Here is a 26,323-nt window from a genome sequence, read left to right as displayed (position 1 = left end):
CCGGTGCCGAACCGTCGGGCAGGCGTCAGGCCCGCCGCGCCACGCGGCCGGGCGGCGTTTCGCCCAGCACATGGACATGGTCGAACAGCGGCAGATGATCGTCGGCATTGTGCATGATCATCACCAGAATGCGCCCCGCGGTCCGGCGGCAGATTTCGCGCATCGCGAGGTCGCAGCTTGCCGTGTCCAGATTGGCGAGCGGTTCGTCGAGCACGTAAAGATCGGCATCGAGGCTAAGCGCGAGGCCGAGAGCCACCTTCTGCTGCTGCCCGGCCGACAGCCGGTCGGGCGCGGCATCGAGAATCTCGGCGGTGTCCAGCCCGAACAGCGCGCGCAGATCGGGGTCGATCGGCAGGTCGCGCACCGGCATCGGCGGAAAACTGAGCGGCAATGTAATCCCGCTGACCCGCGCTGGCAGGGTCAGCGCGCCGGTCGACGGGGCCAGATGGCCGCACAGAATGTTGGCAAGCGTGGTCTTGCCGACACCGTTGCGGCCGATGATCAGCGCCCGTTCGCCCGGCGCGACCGCCATCGCAAAGCCGCTCAGCACCGGCCGCGCGTCATAGGAAAAGCCGATCCCGGCGGCGCGCACCTCGGCCCCCGTCGTATGGCGGCGCGGCGCGGGCGGCACCGCGAGGAACGCCGCCAGCCGGTCGATCGTCGCGCCATAGCCATGGATTTCGGCCAGCTTGCTGAAAATCTCGATCACCGTCGTCGCCGCGCGCCAGAACGCGTTCATGAACGCGATGAACGATCCCAGGGTCAGCTGATCGCGGAACACCAGATAGGCACCGACAAAGATCGAGCAGACGTCCGACACCACCATCGTCAGGTCGCTGCCCCGCTGCAAAAGCCAGACAAGGCGCGACTTGCGATAGGCCGAATCGAGCGCGGAGCCGAGGCTGCCGGCAAAACTGCCCAGCGTCCGCGGCACCAGCCCGAAACCGCGCACGACCTTGAACGCGCCGACCGCGCGGGTGAGGATATCGACCACCGCCGCCTCGCTGTCGCGTTCCACCTCGGTCAGGCGGCGGATGCGGCGGCTGACCAGCAGGCTGACGGCGGTCGACACCGGGATGATCACCATCAGGATCGCAAAGGCCTGCCACGACAGATACAGCAGCACCGCGATCAGCAGCACAAAGGTGGTGCCGCTGACCGCGATGGCGCGCACCGTCGCCAGCATCGGCACCAGCCCGTCGCGCACGTCGGAGCGGATGCGGGCGACATAATAGCCGCTGCCCTCGCGCATCAGCGTCCCGTAATCGCGACTGAAATAGGCGCTGAGCAGCCGGTCGCTCACCCGCGCGACGATGCGGTTATCGACCCTGAGCTTCCACAGCGACACGCCATAGTTAAGAATGTTGATGCCGACGCCCAGCGCCAGATAGCCAAGGCCGAGCCAGACGAAATGCGCAAAGCTCTCGCGCACCGACACCGCGTCGAAAATCGCCTTCATCAGCAGCGGATGCAGCACCGCCTCGCTGCCCGTGACCAGCGCCGCGCACAGCATCACCAGCAGATAGGCCCCGCGCTGATCGCCGAGCAGGCCGACAAAGTTGCGCATCGTCATGCGACCGCAAACCCGTCGAGCGTGTCGAGGCAGAAGGCATCGCCGATCAGGCGGCGGCGGCGGTTGAGCGTCCTGACGACGCCGGCCAGCCCGGTCGCATAGTCGCAGGAAATGCGGAACAGGTTTTCACCCGGCATCGCCAGCCCGTCCTCGGTCTTGAACAGATAGAGGTCGAGCAGCCCCTGCACCGGCCGCCGCGCCATCTCCAGATACCGGGCGTCGCCCGAATAGAGATGCGCGTCGGTCAGCACATCGACAAAGCCCGACAGACCATAGATCAGCCCCGGAAAGCCCGAATATTTGCGGTCGAGATCGGCAAGCAAAGGCCCGATCCGGTCGATCCGGCCATAACGGATCGCGACCTTGGCGATGCCGGCACTGCCCTGTTCGATATATTGTTCGAGCGTCGTGCGATTGTCCGGCGATTCCGGAAAGCTGACGATGCCGGGTTCGACCTCATGGCCGAATGCCAGATCGAAATCGAGCGCCGCCTCGCCCAGCGCGCGCCATTCGGGCGCGTCCAGGATCTGCGACAGCCGGAGCAGGAACAGCGCGACCCCGCTCTGCCCATAGCCAAAGCCGATGCGGATGCCGCCGCCATCATGCCAGTGCACGCCGCCGGCGTCGCGCCGGGCAGTGTCGCGCAGCGCCCCTGCCAGTTCGACGGCCCGCGCCAGATAGGCCGCATCGCCAAGCTGCCGGTGGGCGGCGAGGTTCACCATCCCGATGCCCGCCATGCCGTAATAAAGCGAATGGTGGCCATAAGCGAGCGGGCTGGCATTGGCGTGGTCGAGGAAGCGGCGCGCGCCGTCGGGATCGCCGCTGCCCAGCAGGGCAAGCGCCATGCCGGCGGTGCCGATCAGCAGGCCCGGCGGCAGATCGTCGGGATCGACGGCCATGATCTCGTGCCGGAACCGCTCAAGCGCCGGGGTGGGCAGCGCCACGCCGACGCTGTGCAGCGTCGCCACGATCCCCGATGCGCCGAACCCGAAGCCGAGCGGGTTGCTGTGCAGCCCATAAGGATCGATCGGAAACAGCGTGTATTTGTCGTCAAACCGGCAATTGGCGGTGATGAACCCGGCCAGCCCCCGCTCGACCTCACCCAGCGCCGGTTCGGACGCTGCGCCCCCGGCCCGGTCGGGCGCGACCCGTGGCAGCGGCGCCGCGATGCGTGCCGGCCCGTCGAGCAGGGCCAGCGCCTGCCGGCAGGTCAGGCGCTGGCCGATCAGCCCGCGCGCCACCTCCAGCACCGGGGTGTCGGCCCAGCCGATATCAGCAACCAGCACCGGCAACACCGTGTCGAACACGTCCTCGCGCAGATGCGCCATCGCCGCGATCGGGAACATCGAATACATCATGATCACGCCGACCGCGTAGATATCGTCGGCAAAGCTGTTTTCGCGCGCGCGCCCCGCGGCGGCCGAACGGAAACCGGGCGTATGAATGTCCTGCGGCGTATCCAGCCCCGGCCGGAACGCGCCCTCGAAATCGATCAGGCGGACCGTGCCGCTGTCCTTGTCGACCAGAATGTTGGTGGGCGACAGATCACCGATCACCACCCCCCGGCCATGGATACGGTCGACCGCCATCAACAGGCTTTTGAAGATGCCGATATAGATGCGGTAGAAATCGGCGCTCTGCGCGACGGTCGGATTGACGCGCAGCAGCGGCGTGTTCAGCAGCATCACGTTGCGGATGTCGTCGCCGTCCAGCTTCTGCTCGACCAGATAGAGATTTTCCCAGTCGCGGAAGGTGGCATGGACCTCGGGCACGATGCCCAGCCCAGCGAGCGTGCGCAGGATTTCCGCCTCATGCGCCAGCCGGTCGGTCGCGTCCTGGCCGCAGGCGCTGAGTTCGACGCCGGGCCGCGCTTCCTTGACGATCACGTCGCGCCCGGCCTGCGTATCATGGGCGACATAAACGCCGCCGGTGTTGGAAAATGACAGGGCGCTGCGCACGACATAGCGGCCATGATCGAGCGTCACCGCATCGCCAGCGTCGTCGGTGTGCGGATCGGCGGGATCGGGCGGATACAGGTCGGGCACCCAGTGGGGCAGCTCGAAATAGGGCCGGCGCTGATCCAGCACCTCCTCCCCGTCCGGAGAGGTCAGCACCTCGAGCCGGCGGCCAAGGCAGTCGAGCCGCCGGGTCGCGCGCATCCCGCCATAGCGGTAATAGAGGCAGCGGCTGTCCCGGTAGCGCCGGTCGGACAGGATATAGGACCCCTGACAGTCCTTGAGCGCGACATAGGCGCTGTCGATGAACTCCTGAAACTCGTCGAGGCTTTTGGGGTAGATGGTGATGAACTTGCCCGATCCGCCGCGCGTCCAGCGCTTCGACGTCATCAGCCGCAGGGTTTCGACATCGTTGGCGAACTTGAACTGGATCCGCCGCGCGATGGCGAGCGTGGCGATCCGGGTCAGGATGTCGCGGGCCGACATGTTGGTCGCCGAGACATGGATCTTCCAGCCCTGAGCCAGCAGCTCCGGCTCCCCGTCCTGCGGCACCGGCATGACATGGGTCCACACATCGGCGCGGCGCACCTGCCAGGCGGCGCCCAGCGGCTCCAGCATCGGCCGGACCAGATCGAGCAGCTCGTCGCTCGGCGTGTAATGCGTGTAGTTGAGCTCGTAGAACCGGTCGTCGGACCCGAGATAATAGGTCTTGTCGACATGGCGCATGTCGCGCAGCGAGCTAATCGTGGCCAGCATGGATCACCCGGACAAAAACGCGCAGCAGCACAGCCGGGCGCGGTCTGCGCGTCGCGGCGGCCGGCACTGTCGAAGACGGAGGCGGCAAGTCGGCAGTGGCGCCGTCCCCGGACGACGCCACTGCCGGGCGGAGACCGGTCGACCTGCCCGGCGCACCGGGCCGGTCGCGCGGCCATCCCGCCTGATTAGCGCTGGGCGCTCTTCTTGCAGCAGTCGGAGGTCGAGCTGCCGGTGCTCAGCGCCGAGCTGGGCGAGTGGGTCTGATCGGGGGCCATGCGCTGCAGCTTCAGGATACGGTTCATGTTGTTTCACCCTTTTTTGAATACGACTTCAACATTTGCATGTTGATGAGTCGCCAGAGCCAGACCATCCGGCTCCGGCGCGCAATCAACTGACAGGGTGACTGACCGTCAATATTAGAAGATTGCCGTTTCGGACTGAAGATTGTCCGCAACGGACCGACATGACACATATCGCAGAGCAAATATGCGAACGGCGCATATGGATGAATAATCCTTATTGCACCGATCCGACATCCGCCGGACGACAGGTGGCCAGCAGATCAGGGCTGGGACGGGCGCGGCAGTTGCAGGGTGAACAGCGCCGACGGTCCCGGCCGCACCGTCAGCGTGCCGCCATGCGCCTGCGCGATCTGGCGGGCAAGGCTGAGGCCCACCCCGGTCCCGTCCGCCTTGCTGGTCTGGAAGGGCCGGAAGATCCGCCCCGCCTGTTCGGGGGCGACCCCGGGGCCATTGTCCTCGACGGTAATCACAAGGCTGGCGGGATCGCGGCGCAGCATCAGCCGCACCTGCGCGTCGCGGCCGCGCGCGGCCGTCGCCGCCTCGGCCGCATTCTGCAACAGCGCCCACAGCGCCTGGCCGATCTGGTCGCGGTCGAGCGGCCAGACGCCCTCCCCGGCCGCCGTCACCGCCAGCGCCACCTCGGGCCAGCGGCTGGCGAACAGGCGCGCCATGTCCCCGGCCAGTTCGGCGACCGGCACCGGCTCCGGCCGGGGCGGCGGCAGGCGCGCCAGTTCGCGATACGCCTCGGTGAAACGCTGCAGGCTCTCCGCCCGCCGGCCAAGCGTCGTCAGGATTTCGCGCAGCAGCGCGGGGTCCGCCCCGCCTGCGTCCAGCACGGCCTCCCCGCTTTCCGCGAGCGACACGATGGGCGCAAGGCCGTTCAGCAGCTCATGGCCAAGCACATGGATCATCTCCGACGACGCCCGCGCCTCGGCCGCCTGCGCCTCCTGCTCGACATCGATCAGCGACGCGACGGTCCGCCCCGGCCGGGCACCGCCCAGCTCGACCCGGTCGATGCGCCACTGCCGCCCTGCATAGCGGACATGATGCGCCGCCGGATCGAGCAGGTCGGCCGGCACCGGCAGGATGCGCTCGTCCGTCCCGAACAGCTGGCGCGCGGCGCGGTTGAGCGCGCGCACCTGGCCGGCGGCGATTTCCACCATCGGCACCGGCGCGCCGTCGAGGATCAGCCGGTCGAGCGCGATGTCCGCCACCGGCTCGGCCGCCAGCTCGGGCGCAGCCGCCAGCCGCGCGACGAACCGCAGGCCGGCCACCACCAGCCCGAACGCGGCCAGCACCGCCCCGGCGAGCAAGCCCCAATAGCCGGCCGCGACGGCAAACTGCCCGGCCATGCCGCAGCCGATCAGGCCCAGCGCATGGCCGGCGACAGGGCCGACCGCCGGCACCCGCCGGTCAAAGCCCATAGCGCGCCATCCGCCGGTAAAGCGCCCCGCGGCTGAGGCCCAGTGCGGCGGCGGCGCGCGACACATTATGGCCATGCTCCTTAAGCGCCGCGCGGATCATCGTCTGTTCGGCATCGGTCAGGTCGAAACGCGGCGCAGGCGGCGCGCTGTCGGCACAGGCCGGACCGGCAGGATCGAGCATCGCGGTGTCGATCCGGCCATCCTCGGCCAGCACCACCGCCCGCTCGACCGCCAGCGCCAGACCGCGCACCTCGTCCGGCCACAGGGCGACACGTAATGCTGCCTCGGCCGCGGGCGTAAACACCGGCTGCGGGCGGCCGAACCGGTCGGCCGCGATCCGGGCGAAATGCCGCGCCAGCCGCAGCACATCGTCGCCGCGCCGCGCCAGCGGCGGCATCGCCAGCTCGACCGTCGCCAGCCGGCGGCGCAGCGCCGGGGTCAGGCCATCGACCGTTGCCGCGACCGTCAGGCAGCGCAGCCCCGGTGCCAGCCGGTCGGCCAGACTGTCCTGCGCGACCGGATCGAGCGCGTCGGGATGACGCAGCAGCACGGTGCCGGTGGCATCGGCGAGCGCGGCCAGCCGGGCCGGATCGCGCACATCGACCCGGCTGACCGGCATGGCCGCATCGGGCGACGCCGCATGGATGGCGCGCGCCGCCAGCGTGCGCCCGCTGCCGGGCGGGCCGGTGACCGTCATGCTCGCGCGGGTCGGCCCGACCCGCGCGATCAGCGCGCGCACCTCCGCCATGGCCGCACTCTCGCCGATCAGCGCCGGCGGCGGCTCGGCCGCGCTGGCGGGCGCGGCGGGCATGGCAGGTGTCAGCGCCGCCGGGGCGGCAATCGCGGCCCGCACCTTGGCGATCAGATCGGCGTTGCGCCACGGCTTCATGATGAAATCGCGTGCGCCGGCCTGCATCGCCGTCACCGCGATGCGGATGCCGCTGTGCGCTGTGATCACGACGACGCAGGCCTGCGGATCGGCGGCGATGATCCGGCGCAGACAGGCCAGCCCCTCCGCCCCGTCCGCCGCCCCGGCGGTGAAGTTCAGATCGAGCAGGATCGCATCATAGCGCCGGCGGGCCAGCGCCGACCACGCCTCGTCAGGTCCGTTTGCCCAGTCGACAGCATCGCCGTTAATCCGGAACGCAATCGCCACCGCCCGCGCAATCTCCGGATTGTCGTCGATCAGCAGAATCGTCGCGCCGCTTGACACGTCCACCGCCTGTCCATTTGCGGACACACTGTCCGCATCTGGACGGGCATGGTCTTGGGCACCCTCGATTTCGCGTTCATTCATAGGCATTTAGTCTTTCCGGCCGATCTCGGCGATACTGTCCGGCATGATGACCGAACAGGCGATGCAATCAACCGATTTCCCCGGCGCGGGAATGGACCGGCGGGTCGCGCGTTCAGCACGGCCCTTCTGGCGGCGGCGGATATTCTGGATCGCCGCCGGGCTTGGACTGGCGGCGCTGCTGATCTGGCGCATGCCGGCGGGCGGATCGGTCGACATGGCGGCCGCGGATCTTGAAACCGGCATGGTCCGCCGCGCGCCCTTTGCCGATTATCTGCCGGTGCGCGCGGTCGTTGCCCCCCGGATCAGCACTTTGGTGGGCGTGCTGTCGGGCGGGCAGGTGGAAAAGCTGCTGGTTCAGGACGGGGCGCTGGTCAGCGAAGGCCAGCCGCTGGCGCAGCTGAGCAATCCCGCGCTCGAACTGGATGTGCTGACGCGCGAGGCGCAGATCGCCAGCCAGCTTGGCGGCGTCGCCGGTGAAGGGCTGAGCATCGAACGCAGCCGCCTCGACCGGGCCGAACAGATCGCCCAGGCCAGCTACAGCTACATCAAGGCCAAGCGCGATCTGGCGATCCGCGAACAGCTGCGCGCGCAGGGGTTCCTGTCCGACGAAGGGGTGGCAAGCTATGCCGAAGAGGCCGCCTATCAGGAAAAGCGGCTGGCGCAGCTGCGCGCGGGCGGCGCGGCCGAAGCCGGCATCACCCGCACCCAGGCCGCACGGCTGGAGGATACGCGGCAAAGGCTGGTCAAAAGCCTTGCCGCACTCCGCGCCGGGCGCGATGCGCTGGTGGTGCGCGCCCCGGCCGCCGGGCGGCTGACCAACTTCACCCTGCAGCCCGGCCAGTCGCTCAAGGCCGGGGATCCCGCCGGCCAGGTCGACAGCGAGGGATCGTGGAAGCTTGAGGCCGATGTCGATGAATATCACCTCGGCCGCGTCGCCACCGGCCAGGCGGCGCGCTTTGCCGGCGGGCGGCTGACGGTCGCCCGGGTGCTGCCCACGGTCCGCGACGGGCGTTTCCGCGTCGAACTGGCCTTTGCCGCCCCGCTGCCGGGGCTGAACCGCGGCCAGACGCTCGACGTGCGCATCACGCTGGGCGGCACCGCCCCGGCGCTGGTCGCGCCGGTTGGCGGCTGGCTGGAGGATGGCGGCGGCGGCAGCGTGTTCGTGCTCGACGCCGATGGCCGCCATGCCCGCCGCCGCGCGGTTCGCGTCGGCCGCCGCAACCCGCAACAGGCGGAAATCCTGTCCGGCCTGCGCGCGGGCGAGCGCATCCTGCTGTCCAACCTGTCGTCCGTGAAGGGCGACGTCATCAACATCCGCTGACAAGGGAGGGATCGATGATCCGTCTGGAAAACATCCAGCGCCGCTATGTTTCTGACGAGGTCGAGACGACCGCGCTCGCCAATATCGATCTTGAGGTCGAAGCCGGCGAGTTCGTCGCCATCATGGGGCCGTCGGGGTGCGGCAAATCGACGCTGCTCAACACGCTGGGCACCGTCGACCGGCCCAGCGCCGGCCGCTATCTGTTCGGCGACCGCGATCTGGCCGCGCTCGATGAGAAAGCGCTGGCCCGGTTCCGCGCCGAACATCTGGGCTTTGTGTTCCAGAGCTTCAACCTGATCGACGAGCTCACCATCGAGGAGAATGTCGCGCTTGGCCTTGCCTATCGGCGCGATGCGGCCGACCGGCGGGCACGGGTGCGCGCGGCGATGGACAAGGTCGGCATCGCCCACCGCGCGCGCCATTTCCCCCACCAGCTGTCGGGCGGCCAGCAGCAGCGCGCCGCCATCGCCCGCGCCATTGTCGGCGAACCGCGGCTGATCCTGGCGGACGAGCCGACCGGCAATCTCGACACCGCCAATGGCGAGCAGGTGATGAAGATCCTGACCGGGCTGAACGACGAAGGGGCGACCATCGTGATGGTCACCCATTCGCCCAGCCATGCCGACATGGCCAAACGGCGGATCGACATGCTCGACGGGCGCATCATCGCCTCGGCCGCGCGCCGCCACTGAAGGGGACCGTGATGACCGGCCTGTCGCTGATCAACTTCACCCGCGGGCTGACCCGCCACAAGCGCGAGGCACTGCTCACCATTGGCGGGCTGGCGCTCGGCATCGCCGCGTTTCTGGTGCTTGGCCTGTATGTCCATTTCCAGACCAGCTTCGAAAAATGGCTGCCCGGCCATGACCGGGTTTATCTGGTGCAGACCGAATGGCGGCGCGCCGACGGGCCGTTCACCGGCACATTGCCCTATACGATGGGCGGTCTGCTCGAACAGCTGAAGCAGGACTTTCCGGGGCTGGTCGGCACCCGTATCCAGGGCGGCGAAGCGGGCGGCAGTGTCATCCATGACGGGGCGGCCGTGCTCGACGACATCGCGCAGGTCGATGCCGATTTCCTGCGCGTGTTTCCGCTGACCATGCAGCGGGGCGATCCGGCGACCGCGCTTGCCGATCCCAATGCGGTGGTGATCAGCGCCACGGCGGCGCGGCGCTATTTCGGCACCGCCGACCCGATCGGCCAGACGCTCACGATCACGCTGGAAAAAACCGCCAGCTACCGCGTCACCGGCATATTCGAGGACCTGCCGGACAATACCGATCTGCGCTTCACCATGCTGACGCGCATCCCGGCGGTGCATGGCGAGGACTGGTGGTACAAATGGGGCAGCACGGCGGTTGCCACCTATCTGCGTTTTCCCCAGCCCGATGCCGCCCGCGCGTTTACGCAGCGGCTGCCGGGCTTTGTCGACCGGCGCGGCTTTGCCGATCTGGGGCCGAACGCGTCGGACACGGTGGCGCTGAAGCTGCTGCCGATCGCCGATCAGCATCTCCATCCCGCCGGCAAGGAGGGCGCGTCGCTCCGGCTCACGGTCGCCACGCTCGGCCTGGTCGGGCTGCTGACGCTGGCGATCGCGGCGGTCAACTATGTGAACCTCGCCACCGCGCGGGCCGGGCTGCGCGCGCGCGAAGTGGCGGTGCGCAAGGTGCTGGGCGGGGATCGGGCCGCGCTGATGCGGCAATTCCTGACCGAATCGGTGCTGACGGCGGCACTGGCCACGCTGATCGGGCTGATCCTGACCGAACTCAGCCTGCCCTTCGTCAATGCCGCCGGCGGCCTGTCGCTCGCCATTCCCTATGCGCTGGTGCTGCCCGCGCTCGCGTTGCTGGCGGTGGTGATCGGCGTCGTGGCGGGGCTTTACCCGGCGCTGCTGCTGTCGGGCTTTCCCCCGGCTCAGGTGCTCGCCTCGGCGCGCACGCCCGGCGGCGGGCGCAGCGGGGCGCGCATCCGCGAGGCGCTGGTCGTCGTGCAGTTCGCGCTCGCCACGGCGTTCATCATCTGCGCGCTGGTGCTGATCGCGCAGATGCGCCACGTCCGCGCGACCGATCTGGGGTTTGAGCGCGACGGCCTGCTGGTCGTGTCCTCGCTCAACTATAGCGACCTTGAACCCGGGCCGACGGCGCGGCTGATGGCGGCGTTCCGGGCCGTGCCCGGCGTGTCGGCGGTGACCACGGCCGATGCGGCGGTCGGCGGGCTGGGCAACAACAATCTCGACAATTTCGCCATTCCCGGCCGGCCCGGCACCGGCCCGGCGCTGCGCCGCACGCTGGTCGGCAGCGATTTCTTCGCCGTCTATCGCCCCCGGCTGCTCGCCGGGCGGCTGTTCGACGAGGCGCGGCGCACCGACGATGCCGCCGGCATCCCGCCCGAGGGCGAGCGCAACATCGTCATCAACCGCACCGCCGCCGCCCGGCTGGGCTTTGCCGCGCCGCAGGACGCGATCGGCAAGACCTTCCAGACGGAAGGGCCGCGCACCATCATCGGCGTGATCGAGGATCTGCGCTTCGGCTCGCCGCGCCTGCCCAGCGATCCGGGCTATTACATGGCGTTTCGCGGCGTCGCGCCGTTTCCGGTCGTGACGCTGCGCTACCGGGGCGAGACGCGCCGGGTGATCGAGGATGTGCGGGCGGCATGGCAGCAGATCCTGCCGCAGGTGCCGTTCATCGCCGACACCGGCGAAACGCATCTGCGGCGGCTCTATCAGGACGATGACCGGGCGGGGCGGCTGTTCGCCATCGGCACGGGGCTGGCGGTGGTGATCGGCTGCCTTGGCCTGTGGGGGCTGGCGGCGTTCGACACCCAGCGCCGGGTGAAGGAAATCGGCATCCGCAAGACGCTGGGCGCATCGTCGGCCGACATCGTCCGGCTGCTGGTCGGGCGGTTCGTGCGGCCGGTGCTGGCCGCCAATCTGCTCGCCTGGCCGCTGGCCTTTGTCGCCGCGCGGACCTGGCTGGCCGGGTTTGATGACCGCATCGCGCTGTCGCCGCTGTTCTTCGTCGCGGCGAGCGCGCTTGCAGTGCTGATCGCGGTGCTGACCGTGATCGGCCATGCCCTGCGCGCCAGCCATGCCACCCCGGCATGGGCGCTGCGCCATGAATAATCGTGCCTGCGTGGCGGCGCTGATGCTGTGCCTCGCCAGCCCATGTGCAGCAGAGACGCTGCGCGAGGCGATTGCCGCCGCCTATGCCGGCAACCCGCAACTGGCCGAGGCCCGCGCCCGGCAGGACGCGCTGGCCGAAACGCCGAACCAGGCCCAGGCGCTGGGCCGGCTGACCGCCGATCTGAGTGGTGCCGGCGGCTATAGCCGGTTCGACAACGGCACCGGCGGCACCGGCGCGATCACCGCCAACCTGCCGGTCTGGACGGGCGGGCGGGTGCCGGCGGCGGTGCGTGCCGCGACGCAGGATGCCGCCGCCGGTGCCGAGGCAGTGCGCGACACCGAGGCGGCGGTGCTCGAAACCGTCGTCGCCGCCTATGCCGAGCTGCTTTATGCGCAGCAGGCGGTGGCGGTGGCCGAGGCCGATATCGAGCTGCTGGCTCAGCAGGTCGCCGAGGCGCGGTCGCGCTTTCAGCTGGGGCAGGCCGCGCGCACCGATGTCGCCCAGTTCGAGGCGCAGCTTGAATCGGCCCGCGCGGATCTGGCGGTGGCGGAAAGCGAAACCGCCGCCATCGCCGCAGTCTACCGCGCCACCATCGGCGCGGACCCCGGGCGGCTGGAGGCGACGCCGCCCCCGCCCGCCGCCCTGCCCGGAACGGTTGCGGCGGCGCGCGCCAATGCGCTTGCGGCCAATCCCGTCGTCCGCCGCCAGCGGCTGGCCACGACGGCGGCGGCAGCGCGGATCGACCGCGAACGTGCCGAGGGTAATCCCAATCTGGGGATCGGCGCCAGCTATGGCTATGCCGTCAACGACCGGCTGGCCGCATCGCCCAATGTCGCATCGGCCAATCTGGTGCTGCGCCTGCCGCTGTTGACCGGCGGCCTTGTCGCCGCGCGCGTGCGGGCGGCGCGGGCGGATTATCGCGCCGCCGGATTTGCCACCATCGCCGCCGAGCGCGAGGCCGTCCGGCTGGCGGAGACCGCATGGGCCAATCTGATCGCGGCGCAGGCGCGGGCCGAGGCCAATGCCCGCCGGGTCGCCGCCGCCGAACTCGCTTTGAACGGCGTGCGCGCCGAATATGGGTTTTCGCTGCGCACCACGCTCGACATCCTGATCGCCAACGGGTCGCTGCGCGCGGCGCAGCTCGCCCTTGCGCGCAGCCGCAGCGACATCCTGATCCAGCAGGCGGCGCTGCTGCGCGCAACCGGGCTGCTCGGCCCCGACAGCTATTGAGCGGCGCGCCCAGGGATCAGCGGCCGGCGATCAGCGGCCAGCGATCAGCGGCCGGCGGGGCAGGTGATCCGGGCCTTGCCGACGCTGCGGATCGCGCAGACAGGCCGGCCGCTGACGACGACCCGGCCCGAACCGGCGACGGTGCCGGTCGCAGGCCCGTCGACCCGCGCAGCGATCATGCCGGTGCCGGCCAGCGTCACGGCAAGGCTGTCGGCCCGCGCCTGTGCCGCGTCCACATCGCCCCGTCCGGCCAGCGCGATGACCAGCCGGCCGAGCGTTCCTGATGCGTCGATGCGGCCCTCGCCGGGCAGCGCCAGCCGGGTTTCGTCCATGCGCAGATCGCGCAGCGTCACCTGACCCCGCCCGGCCAGAGTCACGGCAAGGCCCGGCCCGGCCAGCGGCCCGATGGCGATCCGGCCCTGTTCGATCAGCCTGACGCGCGTGATCGCCGGGGCGGTGACGCGGATATGCAGCCGCCCGGGATCGCCCATCGGCGGACACGCGGCCCGGCCGGTGACGACGATCTCGTCCCGCCCCTCTCCCCGTTTGGCGTCCCCTTGGTCCCCGGCCCCGCGTCCGCGCCGGCCGGCCCAGCCGATCACCAGCCGATCGCCCGCCACCGTCGCCGTCAGGCAGCGCAGCAGCGCCGCCTCCCCCGTCGCCTCGACCCGGGTCGTCGCCGCCTGTGCGATGGTCAGCGTCGCATTGGCGGCGAGATCGACCGCCTGAAAGGCCGCAACCGGATAGTCGCGCGTCGCCGGCCCGGCCGCGCCGTCGAGCATGACCGCGAGCATCGCCGCCACGCGCATCGCATCCTCCCTATCTGTATTATTCAGGCAATACAGTTAGGGGAGACCCGGTCAAGCGCCCCCCGGGCGGGAACTGATCCGCAATGGCGCTAATCATTGCCCGGCAGCAGGAATGATGCGGCAATCCCCAGCATCAGCAGCGCGAACGTCCGCCGGACCAGCCGGGTGCGCCCGGGATCGGCCAGCCATACCTGCGCCCGGCTGCCGGCCATCACGATCCCGCAATGAATGAGCGTCGCGATCGCCGCGCTGATCCCCGCCAGCAGCAGCGCATTGTGGAGCGCGAGCGTCGCACCGCCCAGAAACTGCGGCGCCACCACGACGAAGAACAGATAGGCCTTGGGATTGAGCAGGTTGATCAGCGCCCCGGCAAGAAAGGCGCGGCGCTCGACATGGCCGGCGATGGCCGGCGCGGCCCCGGCACCCGCCCCGCGCCATGTCTCGACCGCCAGCCACACCATCATCGCCGCCCCGGCAAGGCGGAGCGCGGTCAGCAGGCCCGGCTGCGCCCCAAGCAGCGCCGCCAGCCCCAGCGCCGCGAGCACGCCGTTCGCCAGCAGGCCGAGCGCGACGCCGGTGACCGCCGCAAAGCCCGCGCGCCGCCCCTCGGTCGCGGCCAGCCCGGCCAGCCACGCCATGTTGGGACCGGGCGTCAGTTCGATGACCAGCACCGCAAGCGCAAAGCCGACAATGTCCAAAGCGGGCCTTTCGTCAGACCGCCGTGCCGGCCAGCCGCCCGATGCCGGCGGTCAGCGCCATGGCGAGCGCGCCCCAGAACACCACCCGCGCAACCGGCCTGCCGGCGGCCGCGCCCCCGGCGCGCGCGCCAACCGCCCCCAGCAGCGCAAGGAACAGGATCGCGCCCCCCGCCTGCCCGGCCATCATCCATGCCATCGGCAGCATCAGCGCCAGCAGCAGCGGCAGCGCCGCCCCGGCGGTGAAGGTGGCGGCGGAGGCGAGCGCCGCCACCACCGGACGCGCGGCGATGGTGTCGGTGATGTGCAGCTCGTCCCGCGCATGCGCGCCCAGCGCGTCATGCGCCATCATCTGCGTGGCGACGCGGTCGGCCGTCTCGGCATCCACCCCGCGCGCGCGGTAGATCGCGGCCAGCTCGGCATGTTCGAGCGCCGGGCTGCTCACCAGCTCGGCCCGCTCGCGCGCCAGATCGGCGGCCTCGGTATCGGCCTGGCTGCTGACCGACACATATTCGCCCGCCGCCATCGACATCGCCCCGGCGACCAGCCCCGCCACGCCCGCGACGAGCAGCGCCTGCCGGTCGGCCCCGGACGCGGCGACGCCAAGCACGAGGCTCGCGGTCGAGACGATCCCGTCATTCGCCCCCAGCACGGCGGCGCGCAGCCAGCCGATACGGGCCACCAGATGGGCTTCGTCATGCAGGGGCATCGTCGGCATCGTCCTTTGCCGCGATCATCGCCGGATCGATCAGTTCGTCAAGGAACAAGGCGATCAGCGCCGACCAGGCCCGGTGCGGCATGCGCCCGCGCCGGAAACGCTCGCCACAGTCTTGGTGCGCCCGGCGGGATTCGAACCCACGGCCCCCGGATTAGGAATCCGATGCTCTATCCTGCTGAGCTACGGACGCACGCGGGGTTTTCCTGCCCCGCGATGCGCCGGCGGTCAATCAGAAGAACAGCTTGCGGAACTGAAGCCTGACAGTCCGGCCGAGCGGGTCGAGCAGGTCGGGCTGGAACGACAGCGGGATGCGGCCCGATGCGTCAGTGACCTGCTGGCGCGCGTTGAACACATTGTCGACCGCAAAGGTCAGCCGTGTGCCGCGCAGGAACGGCCGGCCGCGCACAACCGACGGGATCACACCCAGATTGGCGAACAGCCGCAAATTGACGGTGCCGATCGCCCCGAAGCGCAGCGCATCGCCATTGGCCTCGTCGACGCGCGTCGCGCTCTGCCAGTTGGCCGACAGGCGCATGCCCAGCCCGTTCTGGAAATAGCCGCCCTGCACCTCGACCCGGTGGCGCGGCGCGCCGCCGCGTGCGCCGATGGCGTCGCCGTTCAGCAGATCAAGGCTCGGCCCGCCCTCGGCAATCAGGATGCGGTTGCGGAACTGGACGGTGTGGAACACGGCAAACTGCGCCCGGCCGCCAAACTGGCCGCCGCGCCCGCCGCCAAAGGCACCGGGGGGCGGCCCGCCCGGCGGGGGACCGCCCGCACCCTGACCGGCTCCGCCCTGACCTGCTCCGCCTGGACCCGCACCGCCCGGCCCACCCGGCGCAGCCCCCGGTCGCCCGAACGCCCCGGCCTCGCGCAGCGCCTGAAAACGCGCCGGATCGGCCTTGAGCGGGATCGACAGGTTGATGCCCCAACGCAGCTGGCGCGTCGTTTCGCGCGCGAAATTGACCGGCCGGGCATCGACCTGCACCAGCCGCCCGGTCGCATCGCGCAGGAACCGGTCGGGGAACGCCGCTTCGATGGCGGCGGTCGGGTTGGGCAGCGAGGCGATGGGATTGTCGATCCGGCTGGCGACATAGTTCGCCGTCAGGCTGACATCGGCCTTGCCGATCGTCGGCCGCAGCGTCAGGCCGAACTTGGTCACTTCGCGATTGTCGCCCAGCAGGCCGCGATTGCCGCCGGTCAGCTGCGTGACCAGCACCGGCACGCCGGTGACGAAATCGAACACGCGCACATCGGGGACGGCGATCTGCGGATCGGCCAGCTGCTGCGGGCTGGGGGCTTCTTCCTCATTGGTGTGCGACACGACGATGTCGACAATCGGCACCGGCGACCAGCTCAGCCCCGCGCCCCAGGTGCGCAAAGTGTCGAAATCCGACAGCCGGCGGACCTGCAGATTGCCATTGACCGACAGGTCGCCCACCGCCGCGAGGATGCCCCGCCGCCGGCTGGTCAGCGGCAGATCGATGCTGACCTGCCCCGCCCCGATGTCGCGGCTGGCGCCGCCCGTCCGCGCCACCCCGGCGCGCAGCGATTCGCTGTCGAACCGGTTGCGGGTCGCGGCCAGGGTAAAGGTGGTCGACACATCGCCGGCCGGCAGCTTGAACAGCCGGCCATTGGTGGTGAAATCGCCGGTCAGAATGTCCGACACCGCGCGCGCCCGGTCGCGCGGCCCCGCGGCCTCGCTGGTATCGGTCAGCACATTGGTTTCGATCCGGTCCCAATTGCCGGTCATCGTCCATTGCCAGCCGCCCAGCGCGCCGCCCAGCGTGGTGCCGAGATGGCCGTTGAGCACGTCCCGCGCCTGGGTGCGCGGATCAAGGCCGGTTGCCGGCAGGCCGATCAGCGCCAGCGTCTCGGCACGTTCGATCCGGCCGTTGAGCGTCGCGCCCACGCCCTCGGCGATGTTGCGGCTGACGATGGTGTTGACCGAAAATGTGTCGCCGGTCGGCACCAGCGTGCGGAACCGCCCCTGATCGACGGTGCCGCCCAGATCGGACCGGTCGACATCGCGTTCGCTTTCCAGCAGCGGCTCGACGCGTTCATATTCGAACGCAAGTTCGAACCTCTTGTCATTGTCGATACGCAGGAAATCCAGATCGATCTCGCCGCGCGCGCCGCCGCCATCGGTGGCGCCGCCGCCCTCGACCTCGCCCGTCACCGCACGGAAGCGCGGCCGGAGCACGAAGTTGATCACCCGCTGATTGGCCTGAAAACCGTATTTGAGCGCCACTTCCTCGGGCAGCACATCGACGCGCGCAATCGCTTCGGTCGGCAGGTCGCGGATCTCGGCAAAGCCCGACACGCGCCGGCCATTGACCAGCACCACCGGCTGGCCGCCGCCACGCCCGCGAATGCCGCCGGTCTGCGGGCTGAGCTGCTGGAGCAGTTCGGCGACCGAGCTGACGCCATAGCCGCGAATGTCCGCCGGGCTGAGCTGAAGCTCGGGCTGGATATCGCCGATCACCGCGCCGCGTTCGCGCTGGCCGGAGACGACGATCTCGCCGCTATTGCCGTCGTCGCCGTCGCCCATTTCGCCGGTCTCGCCCATTGGCGGGCGGGACGGCGCGGGTGCCGCGTCCTGCGCATGCGCGGGCGCGAACGGCATCAGGGCGGCAAGCGCGGCGGAGGCGAACAACGCAGGTTTCAGCATGGTCGGGGCTGCTAATGACGCAAAGATGAATGAATGCTGTCGATACGATCAGTGGCGCTGATCGGGCGGCGTGACGGGAAGCGGCAGCGGCACCAGCTCGATCCCCTCATCGGCCAGCTGCCGTGCCTCTTGCGGGCTGGCCTCGCCATGGATCTGCCGCTGCTCGGCCTCGCCATGGTGCATCGCCCGCGCCTCGTCGGCAAAGCGCGTGCCGACCCATTCGGACCCGGCGAGCATCCGCGCCTGCGCACGCGCGAGCGCGGCGAGCAGCGCCTTGGGATCGAGCGGCGCGGCATTGTCGCCGGGCGCGGAGGCGGACGACACCTCGCCCACCTCTCCGCGCCCCGCGCCGGAGCCGATGCGCGGCGCCATCACCGCCTTGTCGATGCCGGCATCGCCGCACACCGGGCAGGCGACCAGCCGCCGCGCGCGCTGCGCCTCATAATCGGCCGACGAGCCGAACCACGCTTCGAACACATGGCCGGCGCTGCATTTCAGATCGAACACGATCACCGCGCCACCTCGACCGGCGGGATGGCGCGGCGATGCGCGAGCACCGGGATGCGCGCCCGGACATCGGCCAGCCGCGCGGGATCGATCTCGGCAAAGCCCAGCCCCGGCGCCTCACCCATGTCCAGCACCACCTCGCCCCAGGGATCGACGACCAGCGAATGGCCAAAGGTTTCGCGGCCATCGGCATGGCTGCCGGTCTGGGCGGCGGCGATGACGAACGCGCTCGCCTCGATCGCGCGCGCGCGCAGCATCACATGCCAGTGCGCCCGCCCGGTCGGCACGGTAAAGGCCGCCGGCACCGCAAGCAGCGTCGCCCCGGCATCGGCCAGCCCCCGGTAAAGATCGGGGAAGCGCAGATCATAACAGATGCTCAGCCCCAGCCGCCCCGGTGGCGCATCGACCGCAACCGCCCGCTCGCCCGGCGCATAGACGGCCGATTCGCGCCAGCTTTCGCCGCCGGGCAGATCAACATCGAACAGATGGATCTTGTCGTAACGCGCGGCCACCGCACCGTTATTGTCGATCACGAAGCCGCGATTGCACCGCCGCGCATCCGGCCCGTCGCCGGCAAGCGCGAGCGACCCCAGATGCACCCAGATGCCCGCCGCGCGCGCGGCTTCGCGCACCGCCGCCAGCGTCGGATCATCGGCCTCGGCGGCAAGCAACGGGGCGGAGCGGGCGCGGTCCCGGTCGATCAGGTTCGACATTTCGGGCGTGAACAGCATCGCCGCCCCGCCCGCGCGCGCCGCCGCGACCGCATCGGTGATCATCCGGGCATTGGCCGCCGGATCGAGCCCGGCGGTCATCTGGAGGAGCGCGACGCGCATCCCGGCTCAGCCGGCGACGAGCAGCGGATCAAGCCCGCCCTTCGCATCCAGCGCGGCCAGATCGTCCGATCCGCCGACATGATGGCCGTCGATGAAGATCTGCGGCACCGTGGTGCGCCCGCCGGCACGGTCGATCATCTCGGCGCGCTGCGGGCCGCCCAGCGTGATGTCATATTCCTCGAACGTCGCGCCCTTGGACGCGAGCAGCTTCTTCGCGCGCACGCAATAGGGGCATCCGAACTTGGTGTAGATTTCGACCTTCGCCACGATTGTCATCTCCGTGTCATCCGCCTGCCCCGCCCGTTGCCCAGCCTGACGCGCGCGTCAAGCCGCGCCCGGCCAGTCCGGGTCCGCCGCCGCGTCCGGCCGCACCCGCGCCCAGCACAGCAGCACCACCCGCGCCGCACCCGCCCGTTTGAGCGCGCGGGCGCAGCCATTGGCGGTGGCCCCGCTGGTATGGACATCGTCGACCAGCAGCACCGTGCGCCCGGCAAGTTCGGCCCTGCTGTCAGATGGGACGGCAAACGCCCCGCGCAAGGCCTGGTGCCGCGCGCGGCGGCCCAGCCCGCGCAGCAGCGGCGTCGCACGGCGGCGCACGATCAGCCCGGGCGCGACCCGCTGGCCGGTCTGCCGCGCAATCGCGCGGGCGATCAGCAAGGACTGGTTGAAGCCGCGCCGCCACAGCCGCCAGCGATGCAGCGGCACCGGCACCAGCAGCGCCTCCGGCTCGGCCGCAGCGTGCGCCGCCATCAGCCCGGCCATCACCCGCGCCATCGCCGGCCGGCGGCCATGTTTCAGCCGGATGGCGACGCTGCGCGCGACCGGCCCGTAATAAAGCGCGGCGCGGATGCCGTCATGATCGGGCGGCGCGGCGAGGCACGGGCCGCACCGGCTGCCCGGCAGCGCGCCTTCGGGCAAAGCCGCCCCGCAGGCAGCGCAGCCATCGCCGCCCGGAAAATCGAGCTGCCGCCAGCAATCGGGGCAAAAACCGTCAGCGGTCGCCAGCACCGCCAGACAGGCCGGGCAGCGCGGCGGCAGCGCATAATCGCGCACCAGCGCCCACAGCCTGTCCAGCATGCCGCCCCCCCTTTCCGCCCGCCCCGCTTGTCAACCACCCCGCTTGTCCCCCGCCCGCGCGTCCGGCACAAGCGCCGCCATGTCGCCTTCCCCCGCCAGCCCGCCTCCAGCCGTGCCGCAGATTTTCGACCGCGCCCGCCGCCGGCTGCGGCGTGACCGCGCCGCGCGCGATTTTGCCGCGCATGATTTCCTCCATGCCCGCATCGCCGATGAACTGCTCGACCGGCTGGATGCGGTGCGGCGGCCATTTGCGACCGCGCTCGATCTCGGCTGCCTTGACGGGCGCGTCGGCCGGGCGCTCGCCGCGCGCGGGATCGCCACTATTGCCTGCGATCCCGGTCACAGCTTTGCCGCGGCGGCGGGGGGCGTGGTGGCGGATGAGGACCGGCTGCCCTTTGCCGATGCCAGCTTCGATCTGGTGGTGGCGGCGGGCGGGCTGGACACGGTCAACGATCTGCCCGGCGCGCTGGCGCTGATCCGCCGGTGCCTCAGGCCCGACGGGCTGTTTCTGGGCGCGATGACGGGTGCGGGCAGCCTGACGCGGCTGCGCGCCGCGCTGCTGGCGAGCGAGGCCGACCGCGCGGTCGCGCGCATCCACCCGCAGATCGATGTGCGTTCGGCCGGGGACCTGCTGGCGCGGGCGGGCTTTGCGCTGCCGGTCGCGGATGGCGAGCGGCTGACGCTGCGTTACGGCGCGCTCGGGCGGCTGCTCGATGATCTGCGCGGCATGGCGGCGACCAATGTGCTCGCAGGGGCGGTGCCGCCGCTGTCGCGCGCGGCGCTGATGCGCGCCGGGGCGGCGTTCGATGCCGCCGCCGATGGCGATGGCCGCACCGCCGAGACGGTCGAGATCGTCTATATGCTCGGCTGGGCCCCCGCCCCCAGCCAGCCCAAGCCCGCCAAGCGCGGCAGCGCCACTGCCTCGCTCGCCGCCGCGCTCCGGGCCGGGCGTGGCGACGAACCGGGATCCTGAACCGACAGCACGGCCGGCTCAGCGCATGGGCAAGCCGGGCTTACTCTGCGACCACGGAATCGCTGTCGCCGGCGGGATCGTCGCCCAGATGCGCAACCAGCGCGTCGACCAGCGGCACATCGGCGGGCGGCATGGCGAGCGTGCGCAGCGCGGCCGGGCGGTGCCACGCCATCCCCGCCGCCTCGAGCGCGGCGGGCGCGCCCTGCCAGCGCTCGATCGTGTAGAGCAGCAGCAGCAGATGCGCCCGATCAAGCCCGGCACTGGCAAAGGCGAGCGGCCGGCAGTCGGCCGGATCGACGGCAATGCCCAGTTCCTCGGCCAGTTCGCGGGCCAGCGCGTCTTCCGGCGTCTCGCCGGGTTCCACCTTGCCGCCCGGAAACTCCCACAGCCCGGCCATGGCACGCCCCTCCGGCCGCTGCTGGACGAGCACGCGCCCGGCGGAATCGATCAGGGCGGCGGCAACGACAAGCAGCAGCGGGGAAGACGTCATAATCTTTCCTTAAGGGCTGCGGCCTAAACCGGGCAACGCTTTTGCCAGGGGACGCGGGCGGACATGGACAGGCATCTCATCGCGCGCATGCGCGCGTCGGAACGGGGGGCGACGGCCGTGGAATACGGCCTGCTGGTCGCACTCATCTTCCTTGCCGCGATCGGTGCGTTCCGCGCGTTCGGCGACAATGCGATCTCGATGTGGTCCAATGTTTCCGACGAGATCCAGGCCACGAACCGCAACGCCGGACGCTGATGCAACTGATCCGATTGCATCGGATTGGCCGCTCTAGGCCTTTGATTTCCCGCATTCTCCGGGCCGCATTTTGCATCCGCCCGGCTGGAAACCGCCCCCGAGCTTGATCGGGCCGGGTCGCGACATCCGGCGCATCGGACCATGCGACAAATCATGAGTTCTGAGCAGCGGGCCGGTGCCGGCAAAGGCCGGTTTCCGGGGCGCTTCCGGGCAATCGGCCGGCAACAGGGTTAACCCGCCGCACACGTCGATCCGCCCGGTTCGTCAACTCTTTTGAAACCTGTCCGGCAATAGATGGAGGCTGCCGATGAAAATCTGGCCGGGTATGTGGAATTGACGTCTAGGAGACCGGGAATGAAGACCATTCGCAACTTCATCAAGAACAGCAAGGGCGCGACCGCGATCGAATACGGTCTGATCGCCGCCCTGATCGCCGTCGCCGCCATCACCGCGCTGCGCAGCCTGGGTGGCAACGTGACCGGCACGTTCCAGAACGCCGCCAACGGCATGGCCTCGACCGCCGGCAACGGCGGCTAATCGCGTCGACCCTTATCGACACGGGAAGGCGGGGCGCCCCTGGCGCTCCGCCTTTTTTTATCCGCGCGCGCCGCTCAGCGGCGATAGACGACCAGCTTCACCCGGTCGCCGGGGCGGAGCGCGGCATCCGCCGACAGCCCGTTCAGCACCAGAAACCGGTCCAGCTGCGCATCGGCAAAGGCCATGTTCTGCGCCAGACGCTGCGGCGTGTCGCCGGGCCGCACGGTGACGATATCGATCTCGCGCACCGGAATGCGCGCCGCTTCCTCAGCACTCAGCCGCCTGACGCTGTCAATCAGCGGCTGGAACGGACCGATCCCCTGCCCCGCCGGCGTCACCGTCAGCACATGATAGGCGCGGTCGGGCGCAAAGGCATAGGCGGTGACGGTCACGTCAAGCGGCCCCTGCTGACCCGCGACACGCGCGGTTGCCGACAGCGTGTCCAGCCCGTTCACCCGCCCGCGCCGCGCCCCAGCAGGCGCGACCCGCCCGTCGCGCGACAGGCCGGCAAACACCCGCTCGACATAGGCCTGAAGATCGCCGGCAAAGGACGCGCCGGCGAACTGCGCCTGCCCGCCCGGCCCGGCGATGGTGACCGCGCGGGTGCCGTTGGTCAGCTGAAACCCCGGCGGCGCGCGGAATGCCAGCCTGAGTTCGGGATGCAGGAACGCCTGCCCATCAATCACCCCCTGCCGGGGATCATCGCCATAGATCAGCCCGTCGAGCGCGGCGAGAAACGCATCCCGGCCCTGTTCGCGCCCCGCCCCCGGATATTGCCGCGCGCGCGAAAGGGCGCGGGCGACGCGGCTGCCCGGATCGGGATGGGTGCTGGCAAAGCTTGGCAGCGTCTGGGCGGCACGGCCGGCCAGCCGGGCATCGAGCGCGCCCTGTGCGGCCAGTGCGGCGAGCACGCGCCCCATCGCCGCCGGATCATAGCCGGCACCCGCCAGATAGCGGACGCCGAGATCGTCCGATTCATATTCCTGCGAGCGTGAATAGCGCAGCGTCACCAGCTGCGCGGCCTGGCTGGCAAGCTGGGTCGCCGCCGAACTGCCGGTCAGCACGCCGACCAGCACCGCGCCCAGCGTGCCGAAGGTGCTCGCCCGGCTGCGCGATGCGCCGTGGCGGGCGGCGACATGGCCGACCTCATGGCCAAGCACGGCGGCCAGCTCGGCCTCGTCATTCATCAGCGCGAGCAGCTGGCGGGTGACATAGACATAGCCGCCGGGCACCGCGAAGGCGTTGTTGACCGGCGAATTGAGCAGCGTGACGCGGATCGCGGAGCCGGCATCGGCCAGCCCCGACTGGGCGGCGACGCGCTGGCCGATCCGCGCGACATAGCCATCCTGCGCCCCGCCATAGCTGCCGCCATATTCGTCGAGCAGCTGGGGATGGGCGGCGGCCCCCTGACGCGCCTCGGCCGCCGAAATGCCGCGCGGCGCGCGCTGGGCCTGTGCGTCGGTGACGCCCGTCACCGGAACGGTCAGCGCCAGCGCCGCCGTGGCGGCCAGAATGATCGTCCGTCTCATGCCGAAATCCGCCCCGTTGCCACCATGGGTTGATCGCAAACGACGGAATATCGTTCCGTCACGGCGATCAGATACGCCCCATAGCCAGGAACTTGGCCCGCCGGTCGGCGCGCAGCCGCTCCGCCGGCTGGCCGGCCAGCTGGTCGAGCGCCGCGCCGATCGCCTGCCCGAGCGCGCCGATCGCGCCCGCCGGGTCGCGGTGCGCGCCGCCCAGCGGCTCGGCGACGATCTGGTCGATGATGCCCAGCTGCTTCAGGTCCTGCGCGGTGATCTTCATCGCCTCGGCCGCATCGGGGGCACGGTCGGCGGTGCGCCACAGGATCGACGCACAGCCTTCGGGCGAGATCACCGAATAGACGGCATGTTCGAACATCAGCACGCGGTTGGCGGCCGCCAGCGCAATCGCGCCGCCCGACCCGCCTTCGCCGACAATCGCCGCGACCATCGGCACGCCCAGCTTCAGGCATTGTTCGGTCGCGCGGGCAATCGCCTCGGCCTGACCGCGCTCTTCGGCCTGGACGCCGGGAAACGCGCCCGATGTGTCGACCAGCGTCACCACCGGCAGGCCGAACCGGTCGGCCAGTTCCATCAGCCGGATCGCCTTGCGATAGCCCTCGGGCTTGCCCATGCCGAAGTTATGGCGCAGCCGGCTCTGGGTGTCGTCGCCCTTTTCATGGCCGATCACCATCACCCGGCGATTGCCCAGCCGCCCCAGCCCGCCCAGAATCGCCTGATCGTCGGCAAAGGCGCGGTCGCCGGCCAGCGGCATGAAATCGCTGACCAGCGCCGCGACATAATGCTTGAAATGCGGCCGCGCGGGATGGCGGGCGACCTGGGTCTTCTGCCAGGGCGTCAGCCGGGCATAGGTGTCGCGCAGCGCCCGGTCGGCCTTGGTCTCCAGCCGGGCGATCTCGGCGTCGATGTCGAGCGTGCCATCAACGGCGGTCTCGCGCAGCTCGCGCACCCGCGCCATCAGCTCGGCAATCGGTTTTTCGAAATCGAGAAACGTGGTCATAAGACCGGGCGCTAGGTCGTCCGCGCCGCCGCGTCAACGAGCGGGTGATGCGCATTGACCAGTTCGACCAGCCGGCTCGCCTCGACATGGGTGTAGATCTGGGTGGTGGCGATGTCGGCATGGCCGAGCATCGCCTGCAGCGCGCGCAGGTCCGCGCCACCCGCCAGCAAATGGGTGGCAAAGGCATGGCGCAGCCCGTGCGGCCATACCCGGTCGGGCGAAATCCCCGCCGCCGCCGCCAGCGCCTTGACGATCTGATACAGGCGCACCCGGCTGAGATGCTCCTTGCCCGAGGGGAACAGCCAGGGCTGGTCGCCCGGCACATGATCGGCCCAGCGCGCCACCGCCGCGCGGGCGCGGTCCGACAGCGGCACCAGCCGTTCGCGCCCGCCCTTGCCGCGGATGACGAGGAACGGCCGATCGGGCGCGACCGCGTGGCGCGGCAGCGACACCAGCTCGGTCGCGCGCAGCCCCGATCCGTAAAGCAGCTCGAACAGCGCCGACAGCCGCAGATCGGCAACCGGCGGATGGGGGGCGGCCAGCCGCCGGTCGATCTCGGCAAACAGCCGGTCGACCTCGCCATGGTCGAGCACGCGCGGCAGCGGCCGCGCCGCGCCGGGCCGGGGCAGCGCGCGGCCGGGATCGTCGGCACGAAACCCCTCTTCGGCCAGAAAGGCCAGAAACCGGCGCACCGCCGCCGCCTTGCGCGCGACCGTCGACCGGGCAAGCCCCGACCATTCATCCCCCAGCCGGGCAAGCGCATCGGCATCGGCACCAGCAAGCCCGCCGCCCAGCAGCGCCGAGGCCTGTTGCAGATCGGTGCGATAGGCGATCACCGTATTGGCCGCCGCCCCCGCCTGCGCGACCAGCATTTCAAGGAAACGGTCGATCAGCCGGCTATCCTCGGACGGCGGCCCGGCAGGCGCGTCCGGCGGCCCGGCCCGATCTTCGGTCACGCCCGCGTCACCGCCTCGGCGGCGATCATCCGCGCCTCGCCGATCCGGCCGACGCGGCGCAAGGCCGCGACGATGTGCATCAGATAGGCGGGCGGCACCGCGCGCCAGTCGCGGGTCTGCAACCCGGCGGCGGCGAGCAGCGCAACCGTCCCCGCCTCTCCGGCGCGGGCGGCGCGGTCGATCTCGCACGTCCAGCTGTCGGCCCGGCCAAGCGCGATCCCGCGCGGCGTGGCGAGCGCGCCGACATCGGCGGGCGACAGCCGCCCCAGCCCGGCCAGCGC

At 70.5% G+C, this 26,323-nt stretch carries 24 protein-coding genes, 1 tRNA gene and 1 pseudogene; 7 read left to right on the top strand and 19 right to left on the bottom strand.

What is annotated here, in order from left to right:
* Nucleotides 1-25 precede the first annotated feature (25 nt).
* The 5 genes from OPU66_RS08270 to OPU66_RS08250 all read right to left on the bottom strand — a co-directional run bounded on the left by OPU66_RS08270 (nucleotide 26) and on the right by OPU66_RS08250 (nucleotide 7,229).
* The gene (locus tag OPU66_RS08270) at nucleotides 26-1,573 is read right to left on the bottom strand and encodes an ABC transporter transmembrane domain-containing protein (RefSeq protein WP_498553148.1); all 1,548 of its coding nucleotides are present in this window, start codon (nucleotides 1,571-1,573) and stop codon (nucleotides 26-28) included.
* A complete protein-coding gene (gene lanKC / locus OPU66_RS08265) occupies nucleotides 1,570-4,284 on the bottom strand; it encodes a class III lanthionine synthetase LanKC (RefSeq protein WP_498553147.1) in 2,715 nt (904 codons plus the stop codon). The genes OPU66_RS08270 and lanKC overlap by 4 nt, the downstream gene beginning before the upstream one ends.
* A 185-nt stretch (nucleotides 4,285-4,469) precedes the next feature.
* The gene (locus tag OPU66_RS08260; RefSeq protein WP_498553146.1) at nucleotides 4,470-4,586 is read right to left on the bottom strand and encodes a class III lanthipeptide; all 117 of its coding nucleotides are present in this window, start codon (nucleotides 4,584-4,586) and stop codon (nucleotides 4,470-4,472) included.
* Between the two features lie 260 nt (nucleotides 4,587-4,846).
* Nucleotides 4,847-6,010 (bottom strand): sensor histidine kinase, encoded by a 1,164-nt coding sequence (locus OPU66_RS08255; RefSeq protein WP_498553145.1) that lies wholly within the window; start codon nucleotides 6,008-6,010, stop codon nucleotides 4,847-4,849.
* Complete coding sequence (locus tag OPU66_RS08250; RefSeq protein WP_498553144.1) at nucleotides 6,000-7,229, bottom strand: sigma-54-dependent transcriptional regulator; 1,230 nt, start codon at nucleotides 7,227-7,229, stop codon at nucleotides 6,000-6,002. Before OPU66_RS08250 ends, OPU66_RS08255 begins: the two co-directional genes overlap by 11 nt.
* A 121-nt stretch (nucleotides 7,230-7,350) precedes the next feature.
* Between OPU66_RS08250 and OPU66_RS08245 the strand changes: the two genes are divergently transcribed.
* From OPU66_RS08245 to OPU66_RS08230, 4 genes are read left to right on the top strand one after another with little or no spacing between them, the layout of a single operon-like run.
* A complete protein-coding gene (locus tag OPU66_RS08245) occupies nucleotides 7,351-8,628 on the top strand; it encodes an efflux RND transporter periplasmic adaptor subunit (protein WP_498553143.1) in 1,278 nt (425 codons plus the stop codon).
* A gap of 14 nt (nucleotides 8,629-8,642) precedes the next feature.
* A complete protein-coding gene (locus OPU66_RS08240; RefSeq protein ID WP_498553142.1) occupies nucleotides 8,643-9,320 on the top strand; it encodes an ABC transporter ATP-binding protein in 678 nt (225 codons plus the stop codon).
* An 11-nt stretch (nucleotides 9,321-9,331) separates the two neighbouring features.
* A complete protein-coding gene (locus OPU66_RS08235) occupies nucleotides 9,332-11,749 on the top strand; it encodes an ABC transporter permease (RefSeq protein WP_498553141.1) in 2,418 nt (805 codons plus the stop codon).
* Nucleotides 11,742-12,980 carry a TolC family protein gene (locus tag OPU66_RS08230; RefSeq protein ID WP_498553140.1) on the top strand — a complete coding sequence of 413 codons (1,239 nt, stop codon included), beginning with the start codon at nucleotides 11,742-11,744 and terminating at the stop codon, nucleotides 12,978-12,980. Before OPU66_RS08235 ends, OPU66_RS08230 begins: the two co-directional genes overlap by 8 nt.
* Before the next feature lie 44 nt (nucleotides 12,981-13,024).
* On the opposite strand, the gene OPU66_RS08225 is transcribed toward OPU66_RS08230, so the two are convergent.
* The 9 genes from OPU66_RS08225 to OPU66_RS08185 all read right to left on the bottom strand — a co-directional run bounded on the left by OPU66_RS08225 (nucleotide 13,025) and on the right by OPU66_RS08185 (nucleotide 20,287).
* Entirely contained in the window at nucleotides 13,025-13,789 is a 765-nt protein-coding gene (locus OPU66_RS08225) for a GIN domain-containing protein (protein ID WP_498553139.1), read from the bottom strand.
* A gap of 89 nt (nucleotides 13,790-13,878) precedes the next feature.
* Nucleotides 13,879-14,487 (bottom strand): LysE family translocator, encoded by a 609-nt coding sequence (locus OPU66_RS08220; RefSeq protein ID WP_498553138.1) that lies wholly within the window; start codon nucleotides 14,485-14,487, stop codon nucleotides 13,879-13,881.
* 13 nt (nucleotides 14,488-14,500) lie between these two features.
* Nucleotides 14,501-15,193: a VIT1/CCC1 transporter family protein gene (locus OPU66_RS08215; protein WP_498553175.1), complete on the bottom strand. Its 693-nt coding sequence runs from the start codon at nucleotides 15,191-15,193 to the stop codon at nucleotides 14,501-14,503.
* A 122-nt stretch (nucleotides 15,194-15,315) separates the two neighbouring features.
* Nucleotides 15,316-15,392, bottom strand: a tRNA-Arg gene (locus tag OPU66_RS08210).
* Nucleotides 15,393-15,431: 39 nt separating this feature from the next.
* Complete coding sequence (locus tag OPU66_RS08205; RefSeq protein ID WP_498553137.1) at nucleotides 15,432-17,870, bottom strand: TonB-dependent receptor; 2,439 nt, start codon at nucleotides 17,868-17,870, stop codon at nucleotides 15,432-15,434.
* A 48-nt stretch (nucleotides 17,871-17,918) separates the two neighbouring features.
* Nucleotides 17,919-18,383, bottom strand: a complete 465-nt coding sequence (locus tag OPU66_RS08200; protein WP_498553136.1) for a DUF1178 family protein — start codon at nucleotides 18,381-18,383, stop codon at nucleotides 17,919-17,921.
* The gene (locus OPU66_RS08195; protein ID WP_498553135.1) at nucleotides 18,380-19,210 is read right to left on the bottom strand and encodes a carbon-nitrogen hydrolase family protein; all 831 of its coding nucleotides are present in this window, start codon (nucleotides 19,208-19,210) and stop codon (nucleotides 18,380-18,382) included. Before OPU66_RS08195 ends, OPU66_RS08200 begins: the two co-directional genes overlap by 4 nt.
* A 6-nt stretch (nucleotides 19,211-19,216) precedes the next feature.
* Nucleotides 19,217-19,477, bottom strand: a complete 261-nt coding sequence (grxC, locus tag OPU66_RS08190; protein ID WP_498553174.1) for a glutaredoxin 3 — start codon at nucleotides 19,475-19,477, stop codon at nucleotides 19,217-19,219.
* 57 nt (nucleotides 19,478-19,534) lie between these two features.
* Nucleotides 19,535-20,287, bottom strand: coding sequence for a ComF family protein (locus OPU66_RS08185; RefSeq protein WP_498553134.1), 753 nt, complete (start codon nucleotides 20,285-20,287; stop codon nucleotides 19,535-19,537).
* A 79-nt stretch (nucleotides 20,288-20,366) separates the two neighbouring features.
* Between OPU66_RS08185 and OPU66_RS08180 the strand changes: the two genes are divergently transcribed.
* On the top strand, nucleotides 20,367-21,260 hold the full coding sequence (locus OPU66_RS08180) for a class I SAM-dependent methyltransferase (RefSeq protein WP_498553133.1): 894 nt from the start codon (nucleotides 20,367-20,369) through the stop codon (nucleotides 21,258-21,260).
* A gap of 40 nt (nucleotides 21,261-21,300) precedes the next feature.
* On the opposite strand, the gene OPU66_RS08175 is transcribed toward OPU66_RS08180, so the two are convergent.
* On the bottom strand, nucleotides 21,301-21,750 hold the full coding sequence (locus tag OPU66_RS08175) for a (deoxy)nucleoside triphosphate pyrophosphohydrolase (protein ID WP_498553132.1): 450 nt from the start codon (nucleotides 21,748-21,750) through the stop codon (nucleotides 21,301-21,303).
* 63 nt (nucleotides 21,751-21,813) lie between these two features.
* Here OPU66_RS08175 and OPU66_RS08170 point away from each other — a divergent pair, with 63 nt between their 5' ends.
* Nucleotides 21,814-22,005, top strand: coding sequence for a Flp family type IVb pilin (locus OPU66_RS08170; protein WP_498553131.1), 192 nt, complete (start codon nucleotides 21,814-21,816; stop codon nucleotides 22,003-22,005).
* 354 nt (nucleotides 22,006-22,359) lie between these two features.
* The gene (locus OPU66_RS08165) at nucleotides 22,360-22,542 is read left to right on the top strand and encodes a Flp family type IVb pilin (RefSeq protein ID WP_498553130.1); all 183 of its coding nucleotides are present in this window, start codon (nucleotides 22,360-22,362) and stop codon (nucleotides 22,540-22,542) included.
* 74 nt (nucleotides 22,543-22,616) lie between these two features.
* Here OPU66_RS08165 and OPU66_RS08160 read toward each other — a convergent pair whose 3' ends face one another.
* From OPU66_RS08160 to OPU66_RS08145, 4 genes and pseudogenes are all read right to left on the bottom strand, one after another.
* Complete coding sequence (locus tag OPU66_RS08160; RefSeq protein WP_498553129.1) at nucleotides 22,617-24,071, bottom strand: M48 family metalloprotease; 1,455 nt, start codon at nucleotides 24,069-24,071, stop codon at nucleotides 22,617-22,619.
* 67 nt (nucleotides 24,072-24,138) lie between these two features.
* Nucleotides 24,139-25,086 carry an acetyl-CoA carboxylase carboxyltransferase subunit alpha gene (locus OPU66_RS08155; protein WP_498553128.1) on the bottom strand — a complete coding sequence of 316 codons (948 nt, stop codon included), beginning with the start codon at nucleotides 25,084-25,086 and terminating at the stop codon, nucleotides 24,139-24,141.
* Nucleotides 25,087-25,097: 11 nt separating this feature from the next.
* Complete coding sequence (locus OPU66_RS08150) at nucleotides 25,098-26,042, bottom strand: tyrosine-type recombinase/integrase (RefSeq protein ID WP_498553127.1); 945 nt, start codon at nucleotides 26,040-26,042, stop codon at nucleotides 25,098-25,100.
* A pseudogene (locus tag OPU66_RS08145) lies at nucleotides 26,039-26,323 on the bottom strand (hypothetical protein); the annotation flags it as partial. The gene OPU66_RS08150 and the pseudogene OPU66_RS08145, both read right to left, overlap by 4 nt.

The sequence above is a fragment of the Sphingomonas sp. URJC2 genome (assembly GCF_059803575.1).
Note: the sequence above shows the minus strand (reverse complement) of the source record. Positions and strands in the feature narration are given on the sequence as shown.